The following is a 25330-nucleotide window of genomic DNA, read 5'->3' on the forward strand; positions in this document are numbered from 1 at the left end:
GCGTACGCGTAAACGCCAGTAGGAATTGCGGTCTCGCGAATTATAAATACTCAAGGCCGCATAAGATTTATCGAACGATTTCGGCCAATTGTAAGCATTCCGACTTCAGCCACGCGTGCCTCCGTGTACCGGACCAGCATGCGTGCGTAATGCTGGTCATTCCGCATGAAAGCCTTGCATCTCACGGACTCGCCGTTCCTCAAGGGAAAAGCGCGAGACTCCGCTTCTGCCATGTACGCCACGGTTAGGAGATTCTACGATGAAGACTCAAAATATAGGAATGCTACTGATTTGCGGTGCGAGTGGAATGCTCATTGGCGGTATCGCACACAGTGACCCGCACGGCTCTGAGCCTGGCCAGCGGGGCGCGGGTTTCATCAAGAGCTTTCAGGTCATTTCTTCCGAGCCGGCCTTCGGTGGCGCGACACCTGCGGGAGCAGCCGGCCCATACGAGGTCATCACCGCCGTCGTGCACGGCGCCCTTGACCCGCGTTCTCCGCTCAACGCGGGTATTGTCAACATCAAGAATGCGCCTATCGGAGTCGATGGGTATGTCGACTACTGGACCGATGTCGTGATCCTGCGTCCGCAGAGCGCCGCAAACGCCACGCGCGTGCTCTTCTACGACGTTGTGAATCGCGGCAACAAGCTCGCCGATGGATCATTCATCGGCGCAGGCGCGCTCGATACCGGCGCACCGCCGCCATCGACCTTCCCATCGTTGCTGCGCCACGGCTATACGATTCTTTGGAGCGGCTGGCAAGGCGATATTCCGCTCAACGGCACGAGCACGCTGGCCGGCGCGGGTTTGGTCGGCACGAAATTTCCTGTGGCGACCAACAAGGACGGTTCGCCAATGACAGCGCTGTCGCGCGAAGAGTTCATTCCGGACTATGCGGGCGGCGACCCGGCCACGATTCCGCTCACGTACCCGCCCGCCAATCTCAACGACACGGGTAGCGTCACCTTCACCGCCCGGCAATCGTGGCTATCGGCATACGGCAGCATTCCAGGCGGCGTGCAAACGTATAGGGCGCCTTCCGTCGAGGTGACATCGTGGAGCTATATCAGCACTCCGAATAATGTCTATGAAGGAAATTATTCGGTCAAGTTCACGCCGCCCGCGTCGGTGCCGGGTCCCAACGGGAGGACCGTCCCGCCCGATGCCGGGACGATTTACAGCTTCGTCTACAAGGCCGCGGCGCCGACCATCGATGGCATCGGCTTTGCGGCGCTGCGGGATCTCGTGTCCTGGCTGCGCTACGACAGGGCCGATGCGCGGGGCGTTCAAAATCCGCTCAACGATCTGAAGGACGCGGCCTGTGCAGCGTCGCGATGCGCCAGAGATACGAACTTCGACGTCGCCATTGGCGAGGGGATTTCGCAGTCGGGCCGTTTCATCAAGGACTTTCTCTATCAGGGCTTCAACGAGGACAAGCACGGCAGGATCGTTTTCGACGGACTATTTCCGATCATTTCCGCTGCACGGCGCACCTGGACCAACGCCGCGTTTGCGCAGCCGGGACGCTGGTCCAAGCAGCATGAGGACCACTTCATGCCGGGTTTCCAGTTCCCCTTTACTTATGCAGTAAGGACCGATCCGGTCAGCGGAGAGACCGATGGCCTGCTCAAGCGTTGCGAAGCCTCCGCTACGTGTCCGAAGATCATGCAACTCGACGGCGCGTTTGAATGGTGGGGCGGCGCCGCGTCGCTGGTCGTCACGGATGGACGTGGCAACGACGTCCATTTGCCACCGAACGTGCGCTACTACCTCGTGCCGGGCACGCAGCACGGCGGCGGCGGCGGCGTGACTACGGGAAACTTCACGGTGCCGGCCACAGGCAGTCTGTGTCAGCTGCCGGGCTCACCCGTCGAGGAAACGCCCGTCGAGCGCGCGTTGATTCCCGCGCTGGTCGCATGGGCTGGCAAGGGCACGGAGCCGCCCGCCTCGCAATATCCGACGGTGGCGTCGGGCAATCTGGTCGCGCCGACGCAAGCGGCTACAGGCTTCCCCAATCTTGAGAACGTGACTGTGCCGAGCGGCCCCGCCGCGACGCCGACACCGCTCAGCCTGACGTTTGACGGCGAATACAATCAGGTCTTCGTGACTGACTACAGCAACGCCGTGCCGGTCGTGAACACTGCGCAGCCGTACACGATTCTCGTGCCCAAGGTCGACGCCAACGGCAACGAAACCACGGGCGTACTCGTGCCGGATGTGGGCGTACCGCTCGCGACCTATACCGGGTGGAACTATCGCGGCGCAGGGCACGCAATCGGTGAAGGCTGCATCTCCAACGGCGCGGCGATTCCCTTCGCTGTGAGCGCGGCCGCGCAGGCAGGGGGCGTCGATAGCCGCACCACGCTGGACGCGCTCTATGGCGGCAGCCGTTCGCGTTATCAAGCGGCGGTTGCGAAGGCGGCGGATGCACTCGTCAAGCAGGGCTACTTGCTGCAAGACGATGCGACGAACGTCTTCATCAGCAACGCGGCGCAAATCTCTCCGACCTTGCTGCCGAACCCTTGAACTGCGACGGAGCGTCGTCGCGTAGCGCTAGCCAGTTGCAACACACACGACGACGCTCCGCATCACGCCGGGACTCGGCGGCTTCTATCCCTCTACTGCACGGTGATGGTTGCCTTCATATACGGGTGGATCCCGCAAAACACGTTGTACACCCCCGGCTTGTCGAACTTGAACTGATACGTGTCGTTCTGGTCGAGCGCGGCGGAGTGGAATACGCCCGCGTCGTTGACGACCGTATGCGGTTCGCCATCCATATTTTTCCAGGTGACCGTCGTGCCCGCCTTGACCGTGAGAGACATGGGCGAAAACATGAAGTTCTTGATGACGATCTGATTGGACTCCTGCGCATGAGCGGCAGGCAACCCAAGGGACGCCACCGCGATGAGCATCCCGATCCCGCAGAAGAGGGCGAATGCGCGCCGATAGTAAATGGAGAGCATGGCTCGGATCCTTGTTCAATGTGCGAGACGCAAAGTCAGGCGAGGGACGTGTCGGAAAGCGTCGCCGCGAGAGGGTGGCGCGAGATTCGGATACTGGTTACGCCAAGCATCTTCGGTAACTGATCGCTAGCCACCGTAAGTGGTCCAGGTCCAGGGCCATTGCCGGCGGTCGGTTGCGGATAGGCGGTCGAGCGAGCCGTGTGGAACGTGATATTGCCCTCCACCTTGGAAACGATCTGATGAATATGACCGTTGAGCACGGTCACCGAGCCGAAGCGCTTTAGATAGTCCATCGCCTGGCCCGCATCGCCGGTACCCCAGCCCCACGGTTCGTAGATCGTCCACATCGGCATGTGAGTAAAGACGACGATCGGCGTGCTGGACGTGCGGCCCTTCAGGTCGTTTTCCAGCCACGCGAGTTGGTCCTCGCCCAGATTTCCCAGCCCGTTTGGCTTGAAATGCATCACGTTGACGAGCGCGACGAAGTGCACGCCGCTGTGGTCGAAGCTGTAATAACCCCGGTTGTCCGATGCCTTGCCGAAACGCTTGAAGTATTCGCCTTGCGGTCCGTCTGTCACATCGTGCTCGCCGGGCGTGGTGTGCAACTCCGTGATGTCGAGACCGGACAGCAATTGCGCCGCCAGATCGAACTCCGCAGGTTTGGAGAGGTGGGTGATATCGCCCGTGTGAATCGCCAGCGCGGGTTTGGTTGGCATGGCGTTGACGTAGTCAATCGTCTGTTTGAGCGTGCCCGCGACATCGGGATTCGCTTCCTTGTTGAAGCCGATATGCGAGTCGCTGATCTGCAGAAAGAGCGGAACGCCGGAAGCCGCGTCGTTTTCCTTGGTGCTGGCTGCCAGCGCCAACTCCACGGGCGTGAGGACGCCTCCGGCCAGAACGAACACGGTGCCCACGCCACCGAAGGCGAGGCATTTCAGGGCGCTGCGGCGTGACGGTTGGGAAGGATGATCTGACGACATGATGTCCTCTCGACTGGGTTCGGGAAGTCGACCGCCGGTGCAATGCGGAGCGCCTCCAGGGCGGGCTTCACGTGCAATACCGTGAAGGCCGCTGTTTTATTCCCGCTTTATTTCCAGTTCATTCCCGAAAGTCGATCACGCTGCGTTCACCTGTCGCCCGTCGAGCGCGGGAATAACCGGCGTGGGTTCGCGGTAGTGCAGGCGTGGCAAACGAAATGGCAGAAACAAAATGGACATCTTCGAGATGACCCGTCGCGGTGCCGGAGACATGAGAATCAACGTGCAGTTCGTTCTGCGCCGACTTCAACTCGGGTCGGGCCTCGTGATGCTGACGTACCTCTTTCTGCATCTGGTTAATCACGCGCTCGGTATCTGGTCGCTCGAGCTTGCCGGACGCGGTCTCGTGCTCGCGCTGCGGCTTTGGCGCAGCACGCCCGGAACAATCGCGCTGTATGGCGCAGCATCGGTGCATTTCGTCTTGGCGTTGCGCACGATTTACGGGCGGCGGCACTGGGCGCTGCCGCCCGCGGAATGGATCCGCCTGTGGGCAGGGCTCAGCCTGCCGCTTCTGCTGATCCGCCATGCAGTGACGACCCGGCTTGCGTCTTCGCTCTACGGTTTCGAACCCAACTACGAGCGCGTCATTGTCGTGCTGCTCACGAGCGGCACGCAGGGCCTGCAACTCGCGCTGCTTGCGCCTGGCTGGATACACGGATGCCTCGGGCTGTGGTTCCGGTTGCGCCACCATGCATGGGCGCGTCGCATGCGGCTGGCGTTGCTGCTACTTTTTGTCCAGTTGCCGTTGCTTTCCGCTGCGGGCTTCATCCACATGACGCGCGTCGTTGAGGGCAAGAGCCACATGCTTCCGCCCGTCGACGCCGCGCTCGTCGTCCATCAATCGGCCCTCAACGGCGCGCGTCACGATCTCATTACGCTGTATCTCGCTCTGATTGCCAGTACGTTGATCCTGGGCCAGTTACGCAACGCGCTGGAGCGCCGCAGGCTGCGCAGATATTCGGCAAAGGCCTGCTTGCTGGCCAGCAGTCCGTCGCGCGAACAGGATGTCCAGGAATGACTTTCGATGTCGAGATTGATCTGCGAGGAGGGCGAAATATTCATTTTCAGCGCTTCTGCGTAGCTGGGAACTCAGACGCTGCAGCCCGAATTGCGCATCGACTGGTACCTCGCCGCCCCCGGCGTTTCATCGCTCACTCAAGCAAATGTTCCCGATTTATCATTCGCGGTACGCGCGAGGTGTCAAAATACGCGCTCAACCCGAAACGAGGCGGCGCCGCACCGAATGTGCGGGCCAATCCGCCCCTCTTTGCTGAGCCACGCCCGCGAATCGAAAGCGGTCGGTTACGCTTGAGAACAGGACGCCGAATCCCATTTAGCTTTCGTGAACCAGCGCATTCGTCCCCCCTTGCCGCCTGAATGGCCTTTTCCGCCGAATCGCGACGTCTCCGGCCGCGCCTTCGGCGATCTCGTCGCGCTTCAGTATCGCGGCGCTGGCGTGTGGCTCTGGCAGTGCCGATGCGGCGCCCACGTCACGGCTGCGCTCGCTGCGGTGGAGAGCGGGCAGACGCAGGATTGCGGCTGCCGTGAGCAGCGTCGTGTATGGCGGTCCCGCCCAGGCTCGCCCGCGCTGAAGGGCGGCGAGGTGTTCGGACAGCTGACGACGGACCGGTACGCTGGCGATGGTATGTGGGTGTGCAGGTGCGATTGCGGCAACGAGGTGACAGTGAGCGCCGGGCGCCTGCGATTGGGCCAGGCGCGTTCGTGCGGCCGTTGTTTTGGTGGGGTGTCGGCTTAATGTAAGGAAAGGCCCTGCCTGGGTGCGAACGCCGCATTGCTCAGATCCCCCGTAATCGCGACCTTGCTGGCGGTGGCGTAATGCAGGAGAAAATCGCGGGTGTTCGTGGGCGTTATCGATTCAAACGTAATGTTTCCGCTACGGCCGTCGCCGAGAGAAGTCGTGACAGGGGAACACGTTGGCAGCCGACGTGCACGCTACCATCGCGCTGGCGGCAATGCCAGGCGCAAGGATTCGAATAGCGTGACGTAGCATGCCTTTCTTCATTGCCGTACCGGAACCCCGTAGGCGCTGACAATGCGCGCGTCCTGCTCCGCTGCCGAGAACAGCTCCCATTCGAGACCGTTCACATCGAAACTGCTCGAATAGCCTGTGACTGCGTCGTCTTCGAATCCAACATGGCGCAACATTCCCGCTTGCGCCGGCTTTTCGTTGATCGAAAAGTTAAGGATCCCTGTGCGCCACATCGCGTACTGGCCCGGCACGACGGCTGACGGTGGCTGTCCAAGCCGCTGGCTATAGTCCGCGATCGAAGCTTCGAGGTTCGAAACGGCCAGTGCAATATGAAAGCGCTTCATGATGGTCTCCGTGATTGATCGGCTCAAGCTTTGCCTCATCGTAATCAGGGGGCAGCGGCACAACCAGTTCAGCGGCGATCCTGGTATGCGCACTACTCGTCATTGCTCTGCTCAGCGAACCATCGCTTCGCGCCCGCTCGCTCGCTCGCTCGCTGCAGAAAAGCCGCCACCGCGGACGCCGCCATCGGGCGGGCACAATAATATCCCTGAACCGTTGCCGAATTGCAGCGGCACGCATCATGACTCGCGCGTTGCATACGCAACGACTCCGCCAGCGCTACATGTGATGTGCATTGGATAAGCGCGGTTTTCACATGCGCAAACGTTTGGCATCCCTAGCTATGCGGGCGAAATCATGGGCGAAGGGCAGCGTATGTCTATCCGTGCATTTAACGACTCACTGGGCGGCCCCTCTTGTTCATGAGGCAGCACGCTGTGCCAGCCTAAAGTTCGCGTGGCCGTTGCCGAAATACCGGCCATGGCGCGCAAACATCCTGACTATCCCGACAAACCTCCCATCTGGGCAGAGGCGCGCGCGCTCGAGGCGAGCATTCGCGCCATCCGCCGTGCGCAAGGCAAAAAGAACCCCGAGGATTTCCCGGCGGGGAGCCCGGAGTGCACGGCTGCCATGGATGAGTTCGTGCGCGATGTCTGCCGCGCCCTCGAAATCGATATCGACACGCTCGGCAAGGACTCCGGCGGCTTTTAGGCCTGGCACTCCTGTTGGCCGGCGCCTGGCGGCCGTTCCTGGCCTCCACGCGCGGGCATGCGGTTTGCGCCCCTCGGAACGACCAATGACGAGTTGACGAGGTTGCGCGTGAAAACGACTCTTAGGCTCGCGTTGTCGTCATGTCTTGGCGTGGCGATACTCGCGACCCAGCCAGCGCATGGCGCAGATCCCACCCCCAGCCCTGACGCCGCGCCGCCATGCGGCAGGCTCGTGGGGACGAGCGCAGCCGGGGGCTTTGCATTGCGCAGCGGCGAACTGGTCGATTTCGTTTCCGCAGGGCAGGCGACGCACGGCACGCTGCTCGTTTTCAGCGACGGCCCTGTATTTCGCGCTTATTGGCAACCGCAAGGCAGCGAAGAAAAATACGCGCTCGCAAACGCGGGTCCGGACAGCGTGCGCCTCGTTTCAACGCCTCCGCAAGGCACGCCAACCAATGGCGCTCAGCCCGGTATTGCCACGCAGCCATTGCAAGTGCTTTCCTGTCCGAAGCTTTAATTCCGCTTACGGCCCATATCCCACCATGTAAACGGTCCTTTCGTATCGCGCCGCGAGCGACTAGTCTTTAACGATATCAAACCGACCGGCCTGTGACCGGCGCACCGCGCCGCACCGCCGGCTTCGAAGGAGACAGATATGGAGCTCGAAGCCCGGACCATGGGGCGCGTGACCGCGAGGCTCGTGCCATTCCTGATCGTTTGCTATTTCGTGGCGTATCTCGACCGGGTCAACGTAGGCTTTGCCGCACTGCAGATGAACAAGGCGCTCGATCTTTCCGCGAGCGCGTTCGGCTTTGGCGCTGGGATCTTCTTCATTGCCTATTTCTTTTTCGAGGTGCCTTCGAATCTGCTGCTCGAACGCTTTGGCGCAAGGCGCTGGATCGCGCGCATCATGTTCACGTGGGGCATCATTGCGGGGGCCATGGCGTTCATTCCGGACATCGCCCGCATCACCGGCATGTCGAACGCGCATGTTTTCTACGGACTGCGTATCTTGCTGGGCGTCGCCGAGGCGGGCTTCTTTCCCGGCATCATTTTCCTGCTGACGCTGTGGTTTCCCGCCAAATATCGCGCGCGCGTGGTGGGCTATTTCATGGCGGCGATTCCCTTGTCGACGGTCATTGGCGGCCCGGTATCGGGTTCGCTGCTATCGCTGGACGGAAGAGGGGGGCTCGCAGGCTGGCAGTGGGTCTACCTGATCGAGGCGATACCGGCGCTCGTGCTCTCCTTGGCCGTGCTGTTCTATCTGACCGACAAGCCCGCCGACGCCAGCTGGCTCGCCGACGACGAGCGCCGCTGGCTCGTTGATCGCCAGGCGCAGGAGCGCCGTCATCGCGAGAAGGTGCGCTCGTTCAGTGTGCTGGAGGCGCTGATCAATCCGCGCGTGCTGGCCGTCGCGCTTATTTATTTCGGTGCGAACGCAACCAATTACGGCCTGAGCTTCTTCCTGCCGCAGATCGTCAAGGCATTCGGGCTCACGAATTTGCAGACCGGCTTCGTCACTGCGCTGCCGTACGCGGTCGGCGTCGTTTCGATGGTGCTATGGAGCCGGCATTCCGACCGGCGTCTCGAGCGCAAGCGTCATGTGGCATTCGCGCTGGCCGTCGCCGCGGCCGGGATTGCGGCTGCGGCCGGACTCGATAATCCTGTGCTCAAGATGCTGGCGCTCTCCATAGCGGGCTTCGGTATTTTCGGTTGCCTGCCAGTGATCTGGACGCTGCCGGCCGCGTTCCTTTCTGGCGCGGCTGCGGCCGGCGGCATTGCCGCTGTCAATTCGCTCGGTAATCTCGCGGGATTTTTCGGCCCCTATGCGATGGGCTGGATCAAGGACAGCACGGGTGGCTTCGGAGCGGGCCTGCTATGTCTCGCGGGTGCCGGACTCGTGGGCGCGGGCGCCGCGCTCGTCCTCCATCACGACCCGGCGCTCGAAACGCTCGACGAATCTGCGCACAGCGAAACGCCAGGGCAGGGCGGTGTGGTGAGGCCGTGAACGGTGCATATGCACGCTATTCGTTCATTTCAAGCGCGCCATGACAAGCGTCGCGAGTTTTCGATAGACGCGCTTGACCTGCGCCCATGACAGCGCCAATTCGATGAGCCGTCCGCGTGCATTGAGCACGACGATGCGCGATTCGTGCCTGGTTTCGCGATCTGCCCAACGCACCTTATAGTCGCCGTGCAACGGCCGAAAGTCGAAATCGCGGCCGTGCGCGTGGGCCCATTGCGCGATGTATTCGATCAGCAGATTCCCCACGGAAAACACGCTGAACGCCTCGTCATAGGTGGTGATCAAATATTCGACGCTGCGTGCGCCGACGAGATTGACCGAAGCCGCCACCGGCTGCCCGTTGACCTGCACACAAGCGACGAGCGGCAGGCGGGTCAGGTCAGTTCGCTTTGCAAGGCCGATGAAGAAATCGCGTACGCGGTCGTCCATCAAATACGGTGATTCGATTCCGCGCTTGAGCGCCCATTGGCGTTTGTTCGCGAATAGCCACCGCAATACGCGCTCGGTGTCCTCGGCGCTGTCACACCACCCAAAACTGACGTCGCCTTCGCGCCGCAACCGCTTCGCGCTGGAGCGAAGCGCGGCGCGCAGCGTCGAGTGCCGCGTTGCGAGAAAGTCGCTCCATGTGGGCGCGGCGCGCAGGTTGATCGAATAGCCGGGCATCACGCGCCAGCGCGGCGGCAGCGCGCGCTGCACCCATGACTGTGGCGCGGCGTCGAGCGCGCGTTGCAGCGTGCTGCCGTTTTCCAGCATCGGAATGTGGAGCACGTCGGCGTGGATGCGCAAGACCGCCTGGACCGCCGCATCGTAAAGTTCCGCGCGTCGGGTGTCGGCGATCAGCGGGCCGCCGTATTCCTCGCCGCATCCGCAGCCCAGCGTATGGGCAGCTCGCCACGCGCCTTCGCGCATGATTGCAACGGGCCATAGCGCCAGAAGGTCACGCGCGTCGTGCACCATCGCGACTTCGACCTTCGCGCCGCTTTTCAGCGCTGCCGCGACTGCGGCCTCGCAATAAGCAAAGCTGATGAAAGGCGACCAGGCCTCGGCGCCGGACAAAAGCGCGTGCCATTGCGGCTCGAACGCACGAAACGCATCGACGGTCTCGCACGTGCGCAACTCGTACCGCCAGGTTGCGGCCGGCGACGACTCGTATATCGCCACGGCGGAGGTCGGCACTTGCGTCTCCTGAATGAATTCGTGGTGCTGATGATTCAGCCTTCAAGGGAAGTGCTGAGCCGGTCTTTAGTCGTAATGCGGCGGTTGCGGTTCGCGAATGTGTCAGGGCGCGCGCCGCGCACGCTTTGCCAGACGACGACGTTCTCGTGGTCCTCGGGTCCGAAGCCGACTTCGTCGTGATCGTACGGAAATACGCCAGCGAACCAGCGCCGCAATTGTTGTGATCCGTCGAAAACTTCACTGCACACGGGGTTGTCGTAGACGACGAAAAGATGCTGGATGGTGCCGCTCGTGAGGCCCGCTTCGAGTTTTTCCAGCAATGACGCCATCAACTCGGGACCGAATGGATTGAACAGAAAGACGACCACGTTGCCCGACGGCACCTTCAAGTCGGCGACATTGGCATGGAATGCGCGAATGGGCGGCCGTTGTGGAAACCGGCGCGCCATGACGACCGCGTTCGCGTTCGCCGTTCTCACCAGGTCCGCGCTGATATCGTAGCCCAGCGCCAAAGAGAACGGATACTCGGAGGCGACGATCATCGGCCTGCCTTTACCGCAACCGATGTCCATGAACGTATAGCCGGCAATATCACCCAGGGTGTCGAGCGCGCGGCGGATGATGGTCGGCTGCGAGCCCATATAAGGCCTTAGCTGCCTGGCGAGGTGGGCGTCGCGCTGCAGCGCGTTGGAATCGACCAGGCCGCTCGTGTCCGTGCCGTAGTGGAGATCGATGGGATGGCGCCGCAGGCAGCCTGAATACACGGCGCGCAATACCGGTACGCGAATGCAGATGCGGCGTATCGGTGGTATGAACATCGCTCGCTGTACGCTGTCGGGCAACCGGGCCACCGCATTGAGCAGCGGTTGCTTCAGTGCGCGTCCGAGCGCGAATCGAGGGCCGCCGTGTGTCGTTGTTCGCATGGATGTACGCGCTGTGAACCTTCTGGAACGGGGTTGCCGATTCGTCATCATCGCGCGGCGCGACGTTAAGCCGCCGCCATTCATCGGTTGTATTTCGACAAAAGGCACGAAGGAGTGTCATATGGCCGGCGTAGTGTTGTAAGTGAATGGAGAGCCAGATCGGCGCAGGTGGCGCGCCCTTATTCGAATTGCCCGGCGAAAGCGCTTTCATGGCGACTGCCCTCAATACTCTCCCTGATGTTTCCAACTTTCTTTTCGTGCCTTAATGAGCGTTCTCGTGTGGTTCAGCGCGAGTGATGCTCCAGTTTCGCAAGGTATCGGTACAGGTGGGTCTCCAGGCTTTTGTCTGCGCATTAGTCAACCCGGAAGAGATGAGACGATGAACGCGCGAGTGGACACCGAAGCACGCCGCAAGCGGTACGCAATGCACCGCCTTGGCCTGGCAATGAAGCGGCTGATGAATGCCGAAGCGACAAGCGAAAAAATGATGGCTACGCGCTGGGTGAATGCCTGGAGCGCTTCGGTTGGCGAGCGATGGTTCGCGGCAAGTCCCTATGGCAGGCTCAGTCACGCGGCATTGATGCGTGCCCCCATTCGAGGGGGCGAGAGGCGCACGTAATGCGCCGAAATCGGGACCGCAATCGTCAATATGAAACAAAACGCATATTTAATTGACCAATAGGGCCGCGAAACGATATTGTCATAATTTAGACATTTTCGCGCTTACCTTGGCTCTTGCAGAATACGAAACCAGCCATCCATTGAATATCGAACTGGATGGCGTGAACTACGCAGGTGCGTACCGCGTGATGGCCGGAAACGTCATCGTCTACTTCGAAAACGAAATCAAGGTCGCGCAGCACGGCTCGAATCGCCCCGAGATCATCGCCCGCTGGGTGTTGACCGACCTCTGCCGTAAAACCGATCCCCGCAGGCGCAAAACGGGCAAGCGTTAATCCGTGCATGCGCGCGGCGTCGGCTTGCTCCCGCGCAAGCATTCAGTGCGCGTTCTTGCGCATGTTACGAAGGTCCTCCCGCACGCGCCGCGAGACGAGCACGGTCAGATAATCCATGACGCGTGCGCCGTCACTGAACTCCGCCCACGTTTGCGCATACATCTTCGCGACGATTTCCAGTGGCGTTTGCGTTTCGGTCGCGATCGCCTTCACGACCTCTTCGGCAGCTTCCTGTTTCATCAGCGCCTCCGTGGCGCAAAGACGCCTGACGTGAGAACACTCGTGAACTGACCTGGAAGTTATTGCACGGCAACCGCTTTGTTTGCGACTTCGTCGCCTTTATCGCCGTGCCATTGCGCGCGGATTTTCGTCACGACAACCGCAGGCAGCGGAATATAGTCCAGTGCCTGAGTCGTCGGCTCACCGTGCGTCAACGCCCAATCGAAGAACTTCAGCGTTTCAGCGCTACGCGCCGAGTGGTCTGGGGTGGCCTGCAACAGCACGTAGGTCGCGCCCATCACGGGCCATGCGTCCTTACCCGGCTGATTGGTCAGCACCTGAAAGAGCGAGCTCGACCAGTCCGCATTCGCGGCAGCGGCGCTGAATGTCTGGATGCCCGGCTCCACGACCTCGCCCGCTGCGTTGGTCATGGCCGTGTAGGTCAGATGATTCTGTTTCGTGAAGTCCCAGGCGATATAGCCAATCGCCCCGGGCAGGTAGCCCACGAATGTGGCGACGCCTTCATTGCCCTTACCTCCTATCCCCAAGGGCCAGTGAACACTCGTGCCCTCGCCAACCTTGTGTTTCCATTCGGGGCTCACCTGCGAGAGATAGTGAGTCCAGATCAGCGTCGTGCCCGAGCCATCCAGGCGCCGCACGACGGCGATCGGCGTGTCGGGCATCTTGATCTTCGGATTGAGCCGCACGATGGCTGGGTCGTCCCAATACAGGATCTTGCCGAGAAAGATCTGGCCCAGCACCTCGCCGGTCAGCATCAACTGCCCGGCCTTGATGCCCGGCAGATTCACGACGGGAACCACGCCGCCGATCGCGGTGGGAAACTGCCGCAATCCTTCCTTGCTCAATTGCTCGCTCGTGAGCGGGGCGTCGGAACCGGCGAAGTCGACAGTGTGCGCGACGATCGCCTTGAGGCCGTCCGTCGAGCCGGTGCTGCGATAGACCACCTTGCCGCCCCCGGACTTCTGGTAGTCCGTGGCCCAGTGGGTGTAGAGGGGAGCGGCGAGCGTGCTGCCGCAGCCAGTCACATCTTGCGCGCGGCACGTCAGCGCGAAAACACCGCAAATGAGCGCGGTAATCAGGGGGCGTAATGGTCTCACGAGCGTCTCCCGTTATTCATGTTCTGCGGGGCGTCGCGGACATCTGAAGGGGTCCGCGTAGAGTCAATTACAGTATGGTGACAGGCAGGATTCAAATTGAATCCTGCTATCGTGCTGTGGCTTTTTTTACGAAGTGTTACGTGCGCGCGCTCAAACCAATGATGAGGATAACAAACTAAGTGATTCCCACGAAATCAGACTGAAAGATCGAATTCCGCAGAGGAAATCGCGTGAGCGAAGCCTCGACCTTGCAACGAATCTTTCACAATATTTCGCTACGGTAAGCGGGATTGACCCCGAGTTCGTCTTAACAAAATGCTTGTAATTCCTTTCGGAGACGCTACAGATGGCCATCAATACCGTTCGATCAGCATGGTGCGGCGCTTGTTTTGCCGCACGTCCTTCACGTCTTGCTATTGCCGCTGCATTGGTCTGCGCCAGTGCAGGCGCTGCCGCGGAGAATGCGGACGCGTTTTTCGGTGGTTCGGGCCTGCTCGTCGTGAGCCGCAGTGTGTACGACAATCTGCCGAGCAACGTCACCGTCGGCACGGCGCTGCCGCCCAATTGCAATAGCGCGCAGGCGAGCTGCCCCACGGGCGGCGCGCCCACTGACGGCACGTATCCAGCAGTCTGGAACAACGTGCTCTACGATCCGAGCTTTGGCATCACGGCGCGTATTTTCCTCGACACCATCATGCCGGGAGGCCAGGTCGTCCACACGCTGGAAGTGCCGAACAGTCTGCATCCGGGCCATGGTCACGACGAGCTCGTGACGAGCTTCAGCTCCAAGTCCGAACTCGCGCTCAACCTCTCGAGCGACGGCCGTTATCTGACTTTCATGGGCTACGTTGCACCGGTCAACACGATCGACGTATCGAACTCGAATACGCCCGGTGCAATCGATCCGACGAATCCGGACGGTCAGGCGTTCTATCGCGCAGTGGCGCGAGTCGACGCCGAAGGGCATTTTTCCTTCACGCAGACCAATGCATACAGTGGCAACAACGGTCGCAGCGCGCTGCTCAACAACGGCAACGGTAACGGCGAAGGCAACGGCTTTTACTACACGGTGGGCAATGCAGGCAACGGCTCGAATCCGCAGCCGGCAGGCGTGATTCTTGGCGCGGGCGCGCAATTCATCGAAGCGACGCACCAGCACGAAGCGCAGCAAACGCCTGGCACGCCCACGCCGCTCGCGAGCTTTTCGGTTACGCAACTCGGCGCGAAGGCCGACAAGGTCGGCAAGGACGACAATTACCGCGGGCTTACCGTCTTCAACAACGTGGTGTACTTCACGAAGGGCAGCGGCAGCAACGGCGTGAACACGGTGTACTTCGTCGACACGACGGGCAAGGCGTGTCCCTCGGGCGGCGTAGGCGTGCCGGTGGCGGGCGCGAAACTGCCGGCCAACCCGCTTGCGTACGACGCTTCCACGTTGACGACCACCGGCTTGCCGAGCAACGTATGCGTGCTCGCAGGCTTCCCGGCCACGCCGAACAAGTCGGCGACGACGCTTTCGTACCCCTTCGGGGTGTGGTTCGCCGACGCGAATACGCTCTATGTCGCCGACGAGGGCGACGGCTATTCGGGTGGCACGGACCTGTACACGCACGCGGCACAGCAGACCAGCGCAGGCCTGCAAAAGTGGGTGTACAACGCGGGGACGAAATCGTGGAAGCTCGCTTACACGCTCCAGAATGGCCTGAATCTCGGCACTTCGTACACCGTGGCAGGTTATCCGGTCGGCACGAACAGCGCGACCAACTTGCCGTGGTCGCCCGCCACGGACGGCCTGCGTAACATCACGGGTCACGTCGAGCACGACGGCACGGTCACGATCTGGGCGATCACGTCGACGGTGAGCGGCAACGGCGACCAGGGCGCGGACCCGAATCGCCTCGTCGCCGTGCGTGACGTGCTGCGCAACAGCACGGCTTCGGGTGCTGCAAACGAGCGCTTCGTGACGCTGCGCAACGCGGGCTTCGGCGAGGTGCTGCGTGGCGTGTCGCTTGCGCCGGGCGGCCAGTTTGGCAAGTGGTTCTGATCGCCGCATAATCATGCAGGAACGGCCGGGCGTTCGTAGCGCCCGGCCGTTTTTTTATTGCGGCGTGCGTGTTATTGGCTGTTGAATCGTGCAACGAGTGGGCCGAACACTTCGCGTAACGCGGTCGTGCCGAAACGCCGCTCGCTGCGGTTCACTTCCACGTCGATGCGGCCGGTGTTGTAGACATCGTAAAGATCGGTGATGAGCCGCGTGTGATTCTCGCTGAGTCCGGCCTTGAGAAGCGTCGGTGTCCACGATTCGCGCGGCAGCGCATGAGGCGTGATCGTGCGACCGCTCGCTTCGCTGAGTGCCGCCGCGATGTCGTTCACGCTGACTCTCTGCGGTCCTTCAAGGCTCACGATTCTCGATGTGCCGGACTGCTGCGATTCGAGCAGCAACTCGGCGCTCGCCGCGCCAACGTCCTGTGCGGCGACCGAGGGAAAGCGGCGTTCCAAAGGCAGATGAAGGCTTGGCAGCGTGCCGGTAGCTATTGCGCCGGGAATGAAAGCCGCCCAGTTCTGCATATGTTCCGCTGAGCGTAACAAGGTCAGTTGCGTCGCAACGGGCTTCAGTCGCTTTTCCAGGTAATGGTATAGCCGCGTAATGCCCGTATTCAACGGCAGTTCCGCGCCATAGTCGGAAATGGCGAGCAGCCTGGCGGGAGGGTCTACGAGCAGGGCTTCGGTGGCGACATCGATCATCGTGCGCATGCTTGTTTCGGGGTCCGTATCGCCGGATGGAACGGGGCATAGCAACTGAACAGCGTGCGCGCCTTTGATCGCCGCCGCGACCGATTGCGGGTCGGTGAGATCGGCGAGCGCGATTTCGCAGCCCAGCTCCGCGAGACTTTCGCCCTGACGAGCGTGGCGCACTACGGCGCGCACAGGTTTGCCCGCGCGACGCAACGCGGCGGCAGTGACGCGCCCGGCCTTTCCCGATGCTCCAAAAATCACGAACATAATCGCTTTCTCCTGGTTTGCGTGGTTTGCGTCATCGTAGGCATGCGGACGTTGCGTGGCGCGCAGGAAAGGATGGTGTTGCGCAGAAACGGATGATTGAATACGTCCACCATTGCACAGTGCGCGAGCGTCGCCGTAATCCAGTAAACTGGTCGCAAACATCGCACGATTCCCCGCACGGCTTTAGCGTCGAAAAGGAATGTCATGAGCGCAGTGACTGCAGATTCGAACCAGCGGGCTGGCGCAAGCATCAGCCTGCGTTCGAGTGTTGGGCTGGGCTGGCACGGCGGTGGCGCCGAACTGCTACGTGTTAGTGCGGGACAGCATCGTTTTCCCGCGATGACGTATCACCGCATCGGCATCCATGTCGGCACGCCAGTGCGTGCGAGATGCGCGTGCGACGGCCGTCGGCAATCGCGGCTCCAGGCGCACGGCGACGCGGATGTGGTGCCTGCCGGTGTGGAAGGCGAATGGACCGATGACGGGGACTGCACGATTCTGCGCGTGTGGTTCGACGACCGCTTCGTGCGATCGATTGCGCAGCAAATGGAGAACCCGTGGGGTCAGCGCGAGATCCGGCCGCATCTGCAGTTGCGCGATCCACGCATCAATGCGCTGGCGGGAGCGCTGCTGGCCGAGATCGAAGCGGGAACGGCCTGCGACCCGCTATTCGCCGAGAGCATTTCCACCGCAATGGTCGTGCGGCTGCTCGGCGGCGCGGATGCACCACGAGGCCGGGCCGCAGTGCTGGCGGCACATAAGGCGGCGCGCGTGACCGATTACATCGAGAGCCATCTCGATCAGCGTCTCACGCTCGGCGAACTCGCGGCACTAGTCGACTTGAGTGTGCCGCATTTCAAGGCCCTGTTCCGCGAAACGCTGGGCATGCCGGTGCATCAATATGTCGTGCGGCGGCGCGTCGAACGGGCGAGGGCGCTGCTCATCGAAGGCAAACTCAGCTTGAGCCAGGTGGCGCTCGAAGCGGGTTTCGCGCATCAAAGCCATATGGCGCACTGGATGACGCGGCTTCTCGGCGTCACGCCGCGCGAGTTCGCGAAAAGCGTGTGAAAGCGGCGAAATCGTGAGGTGTCGAATCGCCGCTGCTGCGCACGTTATCGGTTCACGTCGACTACGAGCCGCCCGCGCACGCGCCCGGCGAGCAGTTCGCCTGCGGCAGGGATGGCTTCGGCCAGGCCGATTTCATGCGTAATCGTATCGAGCTGCTTCAGGTCGAGCGTTTCTCCCAACGCTTGCCAGGCTTGCTGCCGCTGCGCAAACGGGCGCGTCACACTATTGATGCCCAGCAGGCTCACGCCGCGCAGAATGAATGGCGCGACCGTCGCGGGAAGATCCATGCCTTGTGCAAGGCCGCAAGCGGCCACTGCGCCGTCTGCACGCAGACTCGCGCAGACGTTCGCCAACGTGTGACCGCCAACCGAGTCGATTGCGGCGGCCCAGCGCTCTTTTTGCAAAGGGCGGCCCGGCTCCGATAGCGAGGCGCGGTCGATGACTTCGACCGCGCCGAGTTGCTTCAAATACTCCGCCTCTTGCGGCCTGCCGGTCGAAGCCGCCACGCGATAGCCTCGGCGCGTGAGCAGCGCAATGGCAAAACTGCCCACGCCGCCGCTCGCACCGGTGACGAGCACGTCGCCATGCGCGGGCGTGATGCCATGCCGTTCGAGCGCGAGAATGCAGAGCATGGCCGTGTATCCGGCAGTGCCGACTGCCATCGTTTGCCGCGGCGTGAACCCCGATGGAAGCGGAATGAGCCAGTCGCCGTTGACGCGCGCCTTCTGCGCGAGCCCGCCCCAATGCTGTTCGCCAACGCCCCAGCCGTTGAGCACGACCGCGTCGCCCACCGCGTAGGCAGGGTTCGCGCTCTGCGCGACCGTGCCTGCGAAATCGATGCCGGGAACCATGGGGAAGCTGCGCACGACCGGGCCTTTGCCGGTGATCGCGAGGCCGTCCTTGTAGTTCAGCGTGCTGTAGCCGACATCGACGAGCACGTCGCCTTCCGGCAGACGCGCGTCGTCGAGCTCGGCGATACGTGCCTCATACGATCCGGATTCCTTATCAATGAGTATGGCCTTGAACATGATGCATCCTGCTCCTGAAACAGTGAACGGTTGGCGTTGCCGCGGCTCACGCGCGAGGCAACCCGGCGATGAAACCTCTGAAGAATGTGTCGAGTGGAGCCGCGCTGCGCACGAGTCTCGCGCGCAACACCGCACCTTCCCAGCCGATCCAGAAGAACGCGGCGAGTGAAGCAAGATCGATTCGCTCCGCGAGCACGCCTTCGCGCTGGGCCTCACGCAGGCACGCGACGATGCGCTCCTGCCAGCCTTGCAGAATACGTTCGAGCGTCTCGCGAAAATCGTCGGGCAGGATATCCACCTCTACGCCGAGGTTCCCGACGAGGCAGCCGCGCGTGTAGCGGTGGCGCGCCATGCCTTTGCTGGCGTCTTCGACGAAGGCGCCAAGCCGCTCCAGCGCGGGGCGCGTGTCGTCCTGCAGCCAGCGGTCGAGCTTCGCGCAGAAGTACGTGTCGTACGCGGTCATCAGCTCGCGCCCGAACGCTTCCTTGCTCTCGAAGTAGTGATAGAACGAGCCCTTCGGAATGTTCACGCGCTTGAGTACCGCGTCCAGTCCCGTGGCCGCGAAGCTCTGTTCGGTCAGCATTTCCATGCCCGCGCGAATGAGCGTTGCGCGTGTGTCGGCATGCGCGCGCGGGTCTTTCGGCGGCCTGCCGCGGCGCGGTTTGACGATGGACGGTTCCATGCTGGCGATATTAGACCGATCGTCTATTAAATTCAAGCTCGCTGTGGTGGTGGGTCGCTCGTGGGCCAGTGTTTCGAGTTCTTCCCGCAGCGCGCGCCACAACGGGTGGGCCGTCTATGGCGTGCCGCTCGTGGCCGCACTTACGCGAGTTCGCGTGCCTTGATCGTGTCGCCGGCGCGCACGAAATTGCCGGCGCCCAGATGGTGGATCGTGTGCAGGTCCGCGTTGCTGCTGTCGAGTTCCCAGTGGCCGTTGCGGAAGGCGCGCGGATCGGCTGCGGCTGAGATCACTTCGGCGAAGCACGTATCGTAGGCGTCTTCGGTGTGCCGCTCGGGAATCAGGCGGCATTCCATCCATGCGGAGCAGCCCGCTTCGAGCAAAGGCAGGCCGAGTTTCGGGCCCGTAATGGCGGCGATCCCGAAGCGCTGGAACTTGTCGGTCTCGCGGCCGCTCACGCTGCCCACGGCATAGCTCAGGTCGATTGCGGCGGCGCCCGGAATGATTACGCCGAACGTGCCGCTCGCGTTGATGAGTTCGCGCGTGTACGTGCGTTTGTCGATCACGATTGCAATGCGCGGCGGCGTGAATTCCACGGGCATCGACCATGCGGCCGCCATGACATTGCGGCGCTGGCCGTCGCTGCTGGTGACGAGCACCGTGGGGCCGTGGTTGATGAGGCGGCTCGCGTGTTCGAGCGCGACCGGCGTAAAAGTGGAGAGATTTTCCATCGTTGCTGGATTCGCTGTGGGTCGGAACCCGAGCGACTTTACCGCAGAAAGCCGAAGCTCGTGGCGCGAGGCCGTCGCCGCACTGCGGTCGAATCGTGCTTCAGGCCGTGGCCGGCGGCAGATTCGCCTGCAGATAAATCGACATCGGCGTTTGCAGCGGCAAGCTCGCGGCCGCGCCGCGGTTGTAGTGCGCGAGGATCACCTCGACGGCGCGCACGGCTTCGACGAACGGGCTTTGATCGAGCACGGCGTCCATCACGCCTTCGGCGAGCAGCGCGCGACTGATCGCCGTGAGTTCGTGGCCGATCAGGGTCGTTGCGTGCTCACGCTTGAGCGCCTTGAGCGCGCGCGCAATGCCTTCGTCGCCCACCGAAAGATTGTAGATGCCGCGTAGTGCCGGATATTTTTTGAAGGCGTCGCGCGTGAGGCGTTCGGTCGAGGCGGCGTCTTCGCGGCTTTCTACCGTGGCCACGACTTCGCAAGCCGGAAAGCGGCTGCGCAGCACCGAACGGAATGCGCCGTCGCGCTCCTCGTGGCCCAGATAGGTGCGCAGGCCAGCGATCACCATGACCTGCCCACCCGTATCGCCCAGAAAGCGGCCCATCAATTCGCCCGCAGTGCGCCCCGCGCAGCGGTTGTCGATGCCCACGTAAGCGAGGCGGCCCGTGTCGGGCAGATCGCTCGCAATGGTGACGAGCGGCATCTTGCGCGCCACGCGCGAGAGCGCATCCACCACTACGGGATGCTCATAAGCGACGACGATCATGGCGTCGGCCTTCTGCGCGGCGCGCTCGATCACGCGCGCGAGCGACTTCGGTTCGAGATCGTCGAAGAACGTGAGCTGACACATCACGCGATAGGTTTCGAACGACTTCTGCGCGAGTTCGAAGCCGTGACGCAAGGCGACGTAATAGGGCGAATCGGGCTTCTGCGTGACGATGGCGATGCGCAGCCAGCGCACGGACACTTCGTCCAGCGCCCTGTCCATCTTGAGCTTGCGCGCCCATTCGAGCACGCGTGCTTCCTTGTCGCGCGCCACGCCGCCGCGTCCGTTCAACACGCGCTCGACCGTGGAATAGCTCACACCCGAGGCCTTCGCGACATCTTCCATCGTGGGTTTGCGTCTCGTGTTCATGCGCTATCCGTGCTTTTCGTTGGACGATTGATTTTGAGGAATTCTCATCAAGAATCCGTTTGAGAGCGGAAATTCATTCAACTACATTTTAGGCGTGCCAAGCGGGCAGTGACGCACGGGCGGCATCGACACTACACAAACTGGAGACATCCCCATGAACATGACGAAATTTCGCGTAGGCCGCATGTGCGCGGCCGCGTTAGCGGCAATGGCGCTCTGTAGCGGATTCGTGGCGAATGCGGCGCACGCCGATGAGCGCTTCGTGATGGTGAGTCACGGCTCGGATTCGAACGTGTGGTGGAACACCGTGAAAAACGGCATGCGCGACGCGAGCGAAGACTTCGGTGTGCCGGTCGATTACCGCAATCCGCCTACGGGCGACACTGGCGACATGGTCCGCATTCTCGAACAGGCATCGGCGCGCAACTACGCGGGCGTCATCACCACGGTGCCGAATCTGGAGATGATCCAGAAAGGGCTGGTGGGCGTGAAGGCCAAGCATATTCCGGTCATCACGATCAACGGCGGCCCGGAAGCGGGCATGAAGCTCGGTGCGATCCTGCACATTGGTCAGCCCGAATACGAAGCGGGCAAGGCCGCGGGCGAGCGTGCGAAAGCAGCCGGCATTCACGACTTTCTCTGCGTGAATCACGGCGCGGACATCCAGGCGCTGTGGGATCGCTGCAAGGGTTTTGCCGACGCCATCGGCGCCGACTACAAGAAGTCCACGATGGATAGCGGCGAAGACCCGACCGTCATCGAAAGCAAGGTGGCCGCATATCTGCGCTCGCATCCCAGCACCCAGGCGATTCTCGCGCTCGGCCCCGATCAGGCGATGGGCGTGCTGCGCGGCGTGACCGACGCGGGGAAGGCCGGCAAGCTCTATGTCGCGACGTTCGATCTTTCGCCGGACATCCTAAAGGCGATTCAGGCAGGGCAGATCCAGTTCGCCATTGATCAGCAGCCCTATCTTCAGGGTTATCTCTCGGTGGCGGCCATGGCGATCGCGGTGCGCGACAAGACCAATGACCCGGCCCATATCGTCGCCGCGCTCAAGGACGACAAGAAGGTGGCGGCGCGTCTCGCGAAGTACGACCTCAAGCCGGTTTATACCGGTTCGACGGTGAGTTCCGGCCCGAGCTTCGTCACGCGCGACAACCTCGCGCCCGTGCAGAAGTACGCCGGTTCGTACCGGTGAAAGCAGGCATGAAAGAGACAACCTCTCGCGCGGAGCACGGCAAATGAACATCGACATGAATGCGTGGTACCGGGTGGAAATCGACCGCAAGCGCCTCAAGGCATTCTCCACTCGCACCGACTCGCGGGGGCTGATCCAGGTGGGCGGCTTCCTCGCGCTCGTCGTGGGAACCGGCGTGCTTGCGTGGTATTCGCTCGGCACGGCCTGGGCGATTCCCGCCTTCTTCCTGTACGGCACGGTGTTCGCGTTCAGCGAGGCGGCCGCGCACGAGCTAGGACACGGGACCGCCTTCAAGACGCGCTGGATGAATGAGACCGCCTACTGGATCATCTGCTTCATGTCGTGGCGCGAACAGGTGTACAGCCGCTGGCTGCATGCGCGGCACCACACCTTCACGCATCTGACCGCTGAACCTTATGAGGATCCCGAACTGGCGTTCAAGCGACCGCTCAGCTATGTGAAGCTCGTGACGGATTTCGTGCGTATTTCACATGGCATCCAGTTTCTCGGCGCGATCGTGCTGCACAGCTTCGGCATGGTCACGAAGGGCGCGAAAGAGGTCGTGCCGCAAGCCGAGCACCGCAAGATGTGCGCGAATTCTCGCGTGCTGCTCGCGTGTTACGTGGCCGTGTTCGCCTGGGCGCTGCTCGCGCATAGCTGGCTGCCGATCCTGTTCCTGTTCGTCTCGCGTGCCTATGGGACGTGGCTGCACGAGCTTTGCGCGCTCACGCAGCACACGGGGCTCAAGGAGAATGTGCTCGATCACCGCGTATCGAGCCGCACTGTGCTGCTCAATCCGGTGGTGCGCTTTCTCTACTGGAACATGAACTATCACATCGAGCATCACATGTTTCCGAGCGTGCCGTTTCACGCGCTGCCCGGTTTTCATGACGCTGTAGCTTCGCAAATGCCGAAGCCCTATGCGGGACTGTGGCCCGCGTGGCGCGAGATTCTCGAGATTTTCGCGCGCCAGCAGCGCGATCCCGAGTACGTGGTCGTGCGCGAACTGCCGATGGGCAAGCGCGGTGACGCAGTGGCGTAGCGAATGACCGCCGCTCAGGAAGCCTGCGCGCCGCGCGCGTTGGCGGCACGGCGGCCGAAAGCCTGACGGACCCAGCTTTGCGCGTTCACCACCAGAAGACCCATCAGCACGAGCGCCGAGCCAAAGAGGAAAGCGGGCTCCACGCGCTCGTGCAGCAGCACGACGCCGAACGCCACGCCGAACAGCGGAGTCATGAACGAGAGGATGCCGAGGCGCGCGGCCAGATAGCGGCGCAGCAACCAGAACCACACGAGATAGCTCACGAACGAGACGAGCAGCGTCTGGAACGCGAGGGAAGTCAGGGCGAGCGGCGTACCTCGAAAGTGCATCTGTCCGGTCAGAGCTGCGAACGGCATCAGCACGACGAAAGCGCCCGCCAGTTGATAGAAGAGCGTTTGCGTGGCGGGCGCCTCGCTCAGGCGGCTCGTGCGCACGACAACGGTGGTGAGCCCCCACGCCGCGCCCCCGCACAGTCCCATGAAGTCGCCGAGCAGCCACAACGGCGATCCGGGGGTGCCGCCGCCTAGCAGCGCGGGGCCGAGGAACGTGATGGCGATGCCCGCGAAGGCGATCGCAATGCCGCACCATTGCAGCCGCGCGAGGCGTTCGTCGGGCAGGCGCAAATGCAGGCCGATGGCCGCGAACATCGGCGCGGTATAGAGAAACACGGCCATGTGTGAGGCGTTGGTCCAGCGCAGGCCCATGGCCACGAACACGAATTCGAGCGCGAACAAGCCGCCTGTGACGAGCCCGGCGCCGCGCGCCACGCCCGGCAGCCAGCGCTCGCGCGAAACGAGCCGGTTGAAGAGCCACACGAGCGCCGCCGCCACGCCGGAGCGCAGCCCGATCTGCAGCATGGGCGGGATGTCCCCGGCCACTGCCTTGATCGCGGCCTGTTGCAGACCCCATGCGAGGCATAGCGCCACCATGATGGCCACGGCCGTTGCGTCGACTTGCTTTCTCATTGCGGACTCGCTGACTTGAAATTCGGCTGAAGTTTGTTGGCAGTGGGCGTAGTATTGATGCGTCGGGATGCGCGCATATAGCGCAAAACTGACAATCGATAGCCCCAGACCGCCATGCCCCAAATGCCGAAAGCGCCTGACCGTGTGCGCCCGGCGCGCCATCTGCGCCTGCCGCCCTTCACCGACGTGCTGCCCACGCCCGTGTTCTTCCGCATGGAGCACATGCCCTCGCACGCCACCTATCCGCAGATGTGCCACCCGTGGGGCGAGTTCGTCTACGCGTTCAGCGGCACGACCGAGGTGAAGGCGGGCGATGAGCACTACATCACGCCGCCGCATCTCGGGCTCTGGATCGCGCCGGGCACCGAGCATGTGGGCTTCAACGAGCAGGAGACGGTGCATTGCTCGGTGTACATCAGCCGCGATCTGTGCACGCGCATGCCGTCGACGAGTTGCGCGGTGATGGTGTCGCCGCTCGTGCGCGCGATTCTCGAGCATCTGCGCGTGACACCGGTGGAAGAGGAGGGCGAAGCGCCTCGCGCGCGTCTGTTGCGCGTGCTCGTGGATCAGCTTTCGACCTGCGCGACCACGGGCAGCTTCGTGCCGCATACCGACGACACCGATCTCAACGCGATCCTCCAGGTGCTGCGCCAGAATCCCGCCGACAATCGCTCGCTCGCCGAGCTTGCCGATGCATTTCACATGAGCGAGCGCACGCTCATGCGCCGCGCGCAAAACGAGTTGGGCATGTCGTTGACGGAGTGGCGCCAGCGCATCCGGCTCGTGAATGCGCTGCCCATGTTGCACGCAGGGCGCAGCGTCGAGGCCGTGGCGCTGGATTTGGGGTACGCCACGTCGTCGGCTTTCATTGCGATGTTCCGGCGATTGACGGGCACGAGTCCCGGGCAGTTCGTGGCGCGCACGCGTTGAGCATGGGGCTGCGCGCAACGCTTACCAGGCATTACGAAACCCCACAAAACCCTAAAGATTCCCCGCGCGCGCGCCGTTAGAGCAGGC

Annotated in this window: 24 protein-coding genes; 11 read left to right on the plus strand and 13 right to left on the minus strand. The window is 62.4% G+C overall.

Annotation, left to right across the window (positions count from 1 at the left end):
* Positions 1-259 precede the first annotated feature (259 nt).
* A complete protein-coding gene (locus tag L0U83_RS17675; protein WP_233885088.1) occupies positions 260-2527 on the plus strand; it encodes an alpha/beta hydrolase domain-containing protein in 2268 nt (755 codons plus the stop codon).
* Between the two features lie 92 nt (positions 2528-2619).
* Here L0U83_RS17675 and L0U83_RS17680 read toward each other — a convergent pair whose 3' ends face one another.
* Positions 2620-2916 carry a cupredoxin domain-containing protein gene (locus L0U83_RS17680; RefSeq protein WP_233886548.1) on the minus strand — a complete coding sequence of 99 codons (297 nt, stop codon included), beginning with the start codon at positions 2914-2916 and terminating at the stop codon, positions 2620-2622.
* A gap of 86 nt (positions 2917-3002) precedes the next feature.
* Positions 3003-3947 carry a metallophosphoesterase family protein gene (locus L0U83_RS17685; RefSeq protein WP_233885089.1) on the minus strand — a complete coding sequence of 315 codons (945 nt, stop codon included), beginning with the start codon at positions 3945-3947 and terminating at the stop codon, positions 3003-3005.
* A 268-nt stretch (positions 3948-4215) separates the two neighbouring features.
* On the opposite strand from L0U83_RS17685, the gene L0U83_RS17690 reads away from it, so the two are divergent.
* Positions 4216-5022, plus strand: a complete 807-nt coding sequence (locus tag L0U83_RS17690) for a hypothetical protein (RefSeq protein ID WP_233885090.1) — start codon at positions 4216-4218, stop codon at positions 5020-5022.
* 1001 nt (positions 5023-6023) lie between these two features.
* Here L0U83_RS17690 and L0U83_RS17695 read toward each other — a convergent pair.
* Positions 6024-6338 (minus strand): VOC family protein, encoded by a 315-nt coding sequence (locus L0U83_RS17695; protein ID WP_233885091.1) that lies wholly within the window; start codon positions 6336-6338, stop codon positions 6024-6026.
* Between the two features lie 478 nt (positions 6339-6816).
* Between L0U83_RS17695 and L0U83_RS17700 the strand changes: the two genes are divergently transcribed.
* The 3 genes from L0U83_RS17700 to L0U83_RS17710 all read left to right on the plus strand — a co-directional run bounded on the left by L0U83_RS17700 (position 6817) and on the right by L0U83_RS17710 (position 9054).
* The gene (locus L0U83_RS17700; RefSeq protein WP_233885093.1) at positions 6817-7047 is read left to right on the plus strand and encodes a hypothetical protein; all 231 of its coding nucleotides are present in this window, start codon (positions 6817-6819) and stop codon (positions 7045-7047) included.
* 108 nt (positions 7048-7155) lie between these two features.
* Positions 7156-7563: a hypothetical protein gene (locus L0U83_RS17705; RefSeq protein WP_233885096.1), complete on the plus strand. Its 408-nt coding sequence runs from the start codon at positions 7156-7158 to the stop codon at positions 7561-7563.
* Positions 7564-7701: 138 nt separating this feature from the next.
* Positions 7702-9054 (plus strand): MFS transporter, encoded by a 1353-nt coding sequence (locus L0U83_RS17710; RefSeq protein WP_233885098.1) that lies wholly within the window; start codon positions 7702-7704, stop codon positions 9052-9054.
* Positions 9055-9078: 24 nt separating this feature from the next.
* Here the strand turns inward: L0U83_RS17710 and L0U83_RS17715 are convergent, their stop codons facing one another.
* Together L0U83_RS17715 and L0U83_RS17720 are read right to left on the minus strand one after the other, a co-directional pair.
* Complete coding sequence (locus tag L0U83_RS17715) at positions 9079-10248, minus strand: GNAT family N-acetyltransferase (protein ID WP_233885100.1); 1170 nt, start codon at positions 10246-10248, stop codon at positions 9079-9081.
* A 35-nt stretch (positions 10249-10283) separates the two neighbouring features.
* Positions 10284-11171, minus strand: a complete 888-nt coding sequence (locus L0U83_RS17720) for a class I SAM-dependent methyltransferase (protein ID WP_233885101.1) — start codon at positions 11169-11171, stop codon at positions 10284-10286.
* Between the two features lie 671 nt (positions 11172-11842).
* Here L0U83_RS17720 and L0U83_RS17725 point away from each other — a divergent pair.
* Positions 11843-12127, plus strand: a complete 285-nt coding sequence (locus L0U83_RS17725) for a hypothetical protein (RefSeq protein ID WP_233885102.1) — start codon at positions 11843-11845, stop codon at positions 12125-12127.
* Between the two features lie 42 nt (positions 12128-12169).
* Here L0U83_RS17725 and L0U83_RS17730 read toward each other — a convergent pair whose 3' ends face one another.
* Both L0U83_RS17730 and pstS read right to left on the minus strand, forming a co-directional pair.
* Positions 12170-12367 (minus strand): DUF3562 domain-containing protein, encoded by a 198-nt coding sequence (locus tag L0U83_RS17730; RefSeq protein ID WP_233885103.1) that lies wholly within the window; start codon positions 12365-12367, stop codon positions 12170-12172.
* A 59-nt stretch (positions 12368-12426) separates the two neighbouring features.
* Positions 12427-13464: a phosphate ABC transporter substrate-binding protein PstS gene (gene pstS / locus L0U83_RS17735; protein ID WP_233885104.1), complete on the minus strand. Its 1038-nt coding sequence runs from the start codon at positions 13462-13464 to the stop codon at positions 12427-12429.
* A 346-nt stretch (positions 13465-13810) separates the two neighbouring features.
* Between pstS and L0U83_RS17740 the strand changes: the two genes are divergently transcribed.
* Positions 13811-15508 (plus strand): hypothetical protein, encoded by a 1698-nt coding sequence (locus L0U83_RS17740; protein ID WP_233885107.1) that lies wholly within the window; start codon positions 13811-13813, stop codon positions 15506-15508.
* Positions 15509-15579: 71 nt separating this feature from the next.
* On the opposite strand, the gene L0U83_RS17745 is transcribed toward L0U83_RS17740, so the two are convergent.
* Entirely contained in the window at positions 15580-16467 is an 888-nt protein-coding gene (locus L0U83_RS17745; RefSeq protein ID WP_233885109.1) for an NmrA family NAD(P)-binding protein, read from the minus strand.
* Positions 16468-16671: 204 nt separating this feature from the next.
* On the opposite strand from L0U83_RS17745, the gene L0U83_RS17750 reads away from it, so the two are divergent.
* Complete coding sequence (locus L0U83_RS17750; RefSeq protein ID WP_233885112.1) at positions 16672-17535, plus strand: helix-turn-helix transcriptional regulator; 864 nt, start codon at positions 16672-16674, stop codon at positions 17533-17535.
* Between the two features lie 44 nt (positions 17536-17579).
* On the opposite strand, the gene acuI is transcribed toward L0U83_RS17750, so the two are convergent.
* The 4 genes from acuI to L0U83_RS17770 all read right to left on the minus strand — a co-directional run bounded on the left by acuI (position 17580) and on the right by L0U83_RS17770 (position 21108).
* Positions 17580-18563 carry an acrylyl-CoA reductase (NADPH) gene (gene acuI, locus L0U83_RS17755; protein ID WP_233885114.1) on the minus strand — a complete coding sequence of 328 codons (984 nt, stop codon included), beginning with the start codon at positions 18561-18563 and terminating at the stop codon, positions 17580-17582.
* A gap of 46 nt (positions 18564-18609) precedes the next feature.
* Positions 18610-19245: an acrylate utilization transcriptional regulator AcuR gene (acuR, locus tag L0U83_RS17760; protein WP_233885117.1), complete on the minus strand. Its 636-nt coding sequence runs from the start codon at positions 19243-19245 to the stop codon at positions 18610-18612.
* A gap of 140 nt (positions 19246-19385) precedes the next feature.
* A complete protein-coding gene (locus L0U83_RS17765; RefSeq protein WP_233885118.1) occupies positions 19386-19973 on the minus strand; it encodes a flavin reductase family protein in 588 nt (195 codons plus the stop codon).
* 100 nt (positions 19974-20073) lie between these two features.
* Positions 20074-21108, minus strand: coding sequence for a LacI family DNA-binding transcriptional regulator (locus L0U83_RS17770; RefSeq protein WP_233885119.1), 1035 nt, complete (start codon positions 21106-21108; stop codon positions 20074-20076).
* A 160-nt stretch (positions 21109-21268) separates the two neighbouring features.
* On the opposite strand from L0U83_RS17770, the gene L0U83_RS17775 reads away from it, so the two are divergent.
* A complete protein-coding gene (locus tag L0U83_RS17775; RefSeq protein ID WP_373321091.1) occupies positions 21269-22306 on the plus strand; it encodes a sugar ABC transporter substrate-binding protein in 1038 nt (345 codons plus the stop codon).
* 43 nt (positions 22307-22349) lie between these two features.
* Positions 22350-23348 carry a fatty acid desaturase gene (locus L0U83_RS17780; protein WP_233885121.1) on the plus strand — a complete coding sequence of 333 codons (999 nt, stop codon included), beginning with the start codon at positions 22350-22352 and terminating at the stop codon, positions 23346-23348.
* 14 nt (positions 23349-23362) lie between these two features.
* Here the strand turns inward: L0U83_RS17780 and L0U83_RS17785 are convergent, their stop codons facing one another.
* Complete coding sequence (locus L0U83_RS17785; protein WP_233885124.1) at positions 23363-24313, minus strand: DMT family transporter; 951 nt, start codon at positions 24311-24313, stop codon at positions 23363-23365.
* Positions 24314-24427: 114 nt separating this feature from the next.
* Between L0U83_RS17785 and L0U83_RS17790 the strand changes: the two genes are divergently transcribed.
* On the plus strand, positions 24428-25243 hold the full coding sequence (locus L0U83_RS17790) for an AraC family transcriptional regulator (RefSeq protein ID WP_233885125.1): 816 nt from the start codon (positions 24428-24430) through the stop codon (positions 25241-25243).
* Positions 25244-25330 lie beyond the last annotated feature (87 nt).

Origin of the sequence: Paraburkholderia flagellata, from assembly GCF_021390645.1 — a bacterium.
Classification (GTDB): domain Bacteria; phylum Pseudomonadota; class Gammaproteobacteria; order Burkholderiales; family Burkholderiaceae; genus Paraburkholderia; species Paraburkholderia flagellata.